The sequence below is a fragment of the Enterobacteriaceae endosymbiont of Donacia clavipes genome, from assembly GCF_012570365.1.
GTDB lineage: Bacteria > Pseudomonadota > Gammaproteobacteria > Enterobacterales > Enterobacteriaceae.
In genome coordinates this window covers 1-5,754 of record NZ_CP046209.1, presented here as the reverse complement: position 1 = coordinate 5,754, position 5,754 = coordinate 1, and the positions used below count along the sequence as shown (strand labels likewise).

Annotated in this window: 3 protein-coding genes; 2 read left to right on the top strand and 1 reads right to left on the bottom strand. The window is 18.0% G+C overall.

The features are described from left to right. Nucleotides 1-762: 762 nt before the first annotated feature. Together trfA and GJT92_RS02225 are read left to right on the top strand one after the other, a co-directional pair. Nucleotides 763-1,641 carry a plasmid replication initiator TrfA gene (trfA, locus tag GJT92_RS02230; protein ID WP_168919874.1) on the top strand — a complete coding sequence of 293 codons (879 nt, stop codon included), beginning with the start codon at nucleotides 763-765 and terminating at the stop codon, nucleotides 1,639-1,641. Between the two features lie 67 nt (nucleotides 1,642-1,708). After that, on the top strand, nucleotides 1,709-2,392 hold the full coding sequence (locus tag GJT92_RS02225; RefSeq protein ID WP_168919873.1) for a prephenate dehydratase domain-containing protein: 684 nt from the start codon (nucleotides 1,709-1,711) through the stop codon (nucleotides 2,390-2,392). A 476-nt stretch (nucleotides 2,393-2,868) separates the two neighbouring features. On the opposite strand, the gene GJT92_RS02240 is transcribed toward GJT92_RS02225, so the two are convergent. Continuing rightward, complete coding sequence (locus tag GJT92_RS02240; protein ID WP_211080520.1) at nucleotides 2,869-5,754, bottom strand: inverse autotransporter beta domain-containing protein; 2,886 nt, start codon at nucleotides 5,752-5,754, stop codon at nucleotides 2,869-2,871.

Below are 5,754 nucleotides of genomic sequence, written 5' to 3'. Positions count from 1 at the left end.
GTTATATGTTTTTCATTAAAATAAAAATCTTTAAAGTAAAATAAAATTGTCTCGATTTAATATTTTTTCACCCATATTGGACATAATATCATAATAATTTTTTTTTTCAAGTTTTTTTCATTATTTATGTGAAATTATAAAAAATTATATGAATACGAAAAGTCATAGATAAAAGACTATAAAAGACTATAAAAGATTTATTTATTTATTTATTAACTAAATATATAAAGAGGGACTACTTGTTATCCCGTTTTTTACTACTTGTTATCCCGTTTTTACTTTTTTTCCCACCCTATTTTACTACTTGTTATCCCGTTTTTACTACTTGTTATCCCGTTTTTATTACTAAAAAAAATTTTAAAATTAAACTTGACATTTTAAAAAAATTATATAAAATAATTAATACTTTTTAATTTTGTTTATAAAAAATATTCTCTAAATTTTACTTTAAAAAATTTTCAGAAAACATAATGTGTTATATTTTCACCCATAATTTTACTTTATAATTTTGTTTTCTGTTTTTTTTAAATAATAAAATTAAAACTAGGAATCGGGATAATTTATGTATGATTAAAAAATTATAATATTAAAAAACAATAAATTTGTTATTTTTAATTACTCTAATTTTTATTTTAGTAGTTAATTGGTGTTTATTTTATTTTTGTATATAACATTTTGTTTATTATTTACTTTTTGTATTTATTAATTTTTAATTTTAATTTTAGTTTTTTTGCATCTTACAAATTTTGCTTTATTTTTTAAATGGAAAAAAAATCGATTAATGAAAGAATAAAATTGTTACTAAATAAAATAAACAAAAAAAAATCTAGTTTTAAGAAAAAAAATTATTTTAAAAACAAAAATTTTTCTGAAATTAATGGTTATTTTAATTCAAATATTAAAAATATTAATAAAAGTTCTTTTTTTATTAAAATATCAAAAAATAAAAGAATTATCCCAAATATTATGTTAAGAAGTTCTTTATTTAGTGTTATAAGAAAAGGTTACAGAAAATATGAAAGAAATATTTTAAAAACATCTTTAAATGGTTTTGATATACGATTCACAGGAGAGAGTTTAGATCAAACGGATTTAGATGTTTGGTTAGAATGCTTATATAGACTTACTAAAGTACCTTTAGGTAAAAAAGTAATTTTTTCTACTTATTCATTTTTGAAATCAATTGATAGAAAAACAGGTAAAAAAGATTATGAATGGTTAAAATCATCTTTAATAAGATTATCTATCTGTAGCATAGAAATCAAATATAAAAATAATTTTTATATAGGTCATTTACTGCATGAATGGTATAGAAATAATAAAACTAAAAAAAACATAATTTTACTAAATAAAAATATTATTTCATTCTTTATGGATTCTATGTGGACAGCAATTTCTTTAAAAGAACGAAAAAAATTAAAAGGTAGACCATTATCTCAATGGATACATTGTTTTTTTTGTTCACATAATATTCCTTTATATTATAAAGTTAGTACTTTAAAAAAATTATGCGGTAGTAAAACCTCATTATTATGGAAATTTAGACAAATTTTAAAAAAATCTTTGCATGATGTTTCTTTAGTAACAGGATGGAAATGTTGGATAGATAATAATGATATTGTTCATATCATAAAAAAATAATATCTTTTTTTTTTTATTTATATTAAAATAAATAAAATATTTCTTTATATATTATTTTATATTAAAAATGAAAAAAAACAATTATTCAGATTTTAATATTTTAAATAAAATATTAAAATCTCATATAATTATTAATAAAGATATTAATGATTTTAAAAAAATGAAAAAAAAAATCAAAAATTCAATAAGTATTGTTTTTTTAGGACCTTTAGGTAGTTATTCTCATTTAGCTGTTTTAACTTACATTAATAATTATTTTTTAAAAAAAACAATTATTAATGTAAGTTGTAAAAATTTTTCCGAAATTTTTTTTTGTATTAAAAATAACATTATAAATCTAGCTATAGTTCCAATATATAATAATTATACAGGATTTATAAAAGAAGTATTAATATTATTAAAAAAAAATGAGTCTTTTTTATATATAAAAAAAAAATTTACGATTCCAATACAACATTGTCTAGTTACTTATAAAAAAGATATATCTTTTCATCAAATTGAAAAAATTTTTAGTCATCCTCAATCATTTTTACAATGTAGTTTTTTTATAAAAAAATATCCAAAATTAGTTATTAAATATTGTCCTAGTTCTTCTTATGCTATGAACTTTATAAAAAAAAAATCATCAGAAAAACTAGCAGCTATAGGAAACAAAATAGCTGCTAGTTTCTATAATCTAAATATATTAAAAGAAAACATATCCAATAAAATCAATAATAAAACAAAATTTTTAATTTTAAAAAAACTTTAATTAAATTTTAATAAATAAATAAAGTTAATATAATAAATAATTTTTGCATATTATTTTTTATTTTATTTACAAAATTAATATATAAGATATTTAGTATTTAAAACAAAATATTATTTATTTATTTATTGATAATTTCAGGTATATATCTTTTTAAAAATACTCTTTTATCATTAATAAAATTAGAATTATATAATCTATTATTTAACTAATAATAATTTATATTTATGACATAAATATAAATTATTATTATCAAGAAAAATTACTTTTATTAAAAAATAAATTAAACTTCTAAAATATCTTATATTTAATTAATAATATAAAATTTATCATTTTATTATTAATATTTTACTTATTTGTTTCAGATATAATTACATTTTTATAAAACAAAAGATATATTTTTTATATAAAAAAAATTATTTATACTTAAAAAAAAAATATAATTATAAAAAAATATTTTTAATTAAAAATACTAATAATTATTTTGGTCTTTTTATACAAAAAACAGTAAATATATTACTAGGAATCGCTTTTTGAATATGTCCATCTTTAAAATCTAAATAATAACGTAATGGTTCAGGAAAATATCTATCTATTATAGAAGTTACCGTCCAAACTCGACTATAACGTTGAATAATAGGCCATCCATAATTACTAAGTAAATCTTCACCTGTATGATAACTATTAAACTCTGTTAATTCTTCACTTGTAGGTAAACTATGATTTTGAGATTCACAATATTCTTTAGCATTATCCCATGTAAATTTAGCCCAGTCTTCATTTAAATAATGATATACTTGATCTCCAGTACGTTCTGACATTAAATTTGGTCTTTCATATTTTATTCCATGAAGAAATATATAATCTACCATATGTCCATACATTTTAGCATGAATAGTGTCAGGACTAGTTGGGACTGTAAAAATTAAATTAATTTTTTTTGTAACATATTTATTTGCCACAATATTAATTGTAGTACATACACCAATACCAAGAGGATCTGATATTTTAAGTTTTAAATCACCATTTATGTCTGTAGTAAATGAAAAATCATCACTAGTAAAGGATTTTTGGTATGTAATATCCTCAATATTCAATTTACCACTATCTTTTCTTACATGACCTTGTCTATCTTTAGATAAGATATTATGTATTTCAATATTAGCAAATTTAAATCTTTTACCGTGTTTATCGAAAACTGTTATTAAAAAATCAAGAGGTACATCAATTTTAGAAATAAAAATATTTTTTTCATCTAATTTATTATTACTATAACCTGCTACATTAATAATCATGTTATCAACAGAAGGCAATATAAAATTAATTTTTTCACTTAACTCTTGATTAATTTTATCACCAATTTTTACTTTCAAAAATGCTTCTCCAGGAGAAATACTCGTAATATTTGCAGAATAAGTACCTTTAGGATACTCAATAACTTTACTTATATGAACATTATGCTTATCAGCAAAATTAGATTTTTCAACTATAAAAGAAACATCATCCATATCAGATAATATTTTATTATTCACATCTCTAGCTTCTAAAACAATTTTTGATTTTTCTGATTTAATTAATATTTCTTTAGGAAAAATAGTTAAAGTTGAAAAATTTTGATTTATAATAGGAGGGAAAATATTAATTTTTACATAAATAATATCTTTGTTATTTTTAATATCAGAAGCTGTAATTCTTAATTTATAAGTATTTTTATTAAGATTTTTAAAATTATAATTAGGCAAAGTAATTATATAATTATCCTTAATAGATTCAATTGATCCTCCATTTTTTAAAAAATTATTATTAGCACTAAAATGTAAATTTTTTAATTCACTTACAGTTTTTACTTGAATATCTAAAGGGATTTTACTACCTGGATATCCAACTATTTTTTTTTTAGCAAATATTTTAATTAAAAATTCTTCTCTATATTCTAAAATAATATTATTATTTCTATTTACAAAATCATATTTATGATCATTAACTGATGAAAAAATATTAGAAAATTCTCTATCTATTTGATTAGATAAAGAATAATTAAATATGAGATTTAGTCTGATTCCAAATTGAGTATTATTTTCTCCTAAAAAATTTTCTATTCGTTTTAAAGAAAAAGTTAATGAAGGAATTGGGTTATAATCTATACCGAATGACAAGATAGAAGGAGAAAATAATTTTTTATTTCCATATCCATTATCACTTTTTTTAAATCCTATATTACCATAATATTTTTCATATTCTAATTGAAATTTTATTTCTGGTACTCGTGGAAAATATCCTTCAAATTTAATATCCCAACCTGTAGCTGGTCTTATAAAAAATTCATCATCATTTATGTCATTCAAGTTTTTATTTTTTTTTAAAGAATCTAAATGCCACCATTTACTTAATCCATAATAACCATTAGCACTAAATTTTATAAATTCTTTGTAATATTCTATACCTAAACCTAATCTTGAATTTTCTAATGTAAAATCATAATCAAAAAAACTGTTTAGACCAACCATATATTCATTATCAAATGATAATTTTCTTATACCAAAACCTAAGTTATTTTGAGTTTTATTATCAGTTTTATGAATATTATTTTGTATAAAAAAAATAAAATCTTCATTATCTATAAGTGGGAATAAAAAATCTATTTCAGAGTTATTTAAATTTAAATTTTCATCTAAATTTAAAATTATAGAACTTTTACCATTAATTTGTAGAAGATTAAAAATCTTATCAATTTTTGATTTGATTTTATCATTTAATTTTTTATTAACTTTATTTATAAAAATTAATTTAATGTCTCTTATTAAATTTTCTTTATTTAAATTCTTATTAGAAAATAAATCTTTTGCTAATAATAAAAAATCAAATAAATTTTTTTGAAAATAATTATCTTCTTCTTCATTATTTTCCTTTTTTTCGGAAAAATCAAATAAATCTGAAATATATTTAGATGAATAACCATTTTTAGTGTAATTTTTTTGTAAATTATACCACATTATTTCATCTTTATTTGAAAAATAATTAAAAATGTCATTTTTTTTATTTTTAATATTATTTTTTGATTTTACTTGAAGGAATAATTTAAAAAAACTATTTTTTATTAAAATTAAGTAATTTTTTTTTATTCTTATATAAAAATTAATTTCTTTAGTAATAAAAATTTTATTTATTTTACTTAATAAGTATATTGTTTTTTTATTACTAGTGAAGTTTTTATTAAAGAAAAAATAATTTTTTTTTCTATTAAAATTATTTGCTTTTATAAAATCAATATTTGTAAGAAAAAGAATTATTAAAATTGTAAATTCTAACATTATTTTAAATATTCTATTAAAACTTAAGGAATTCTGTTTACTTGTTTCTTTCAT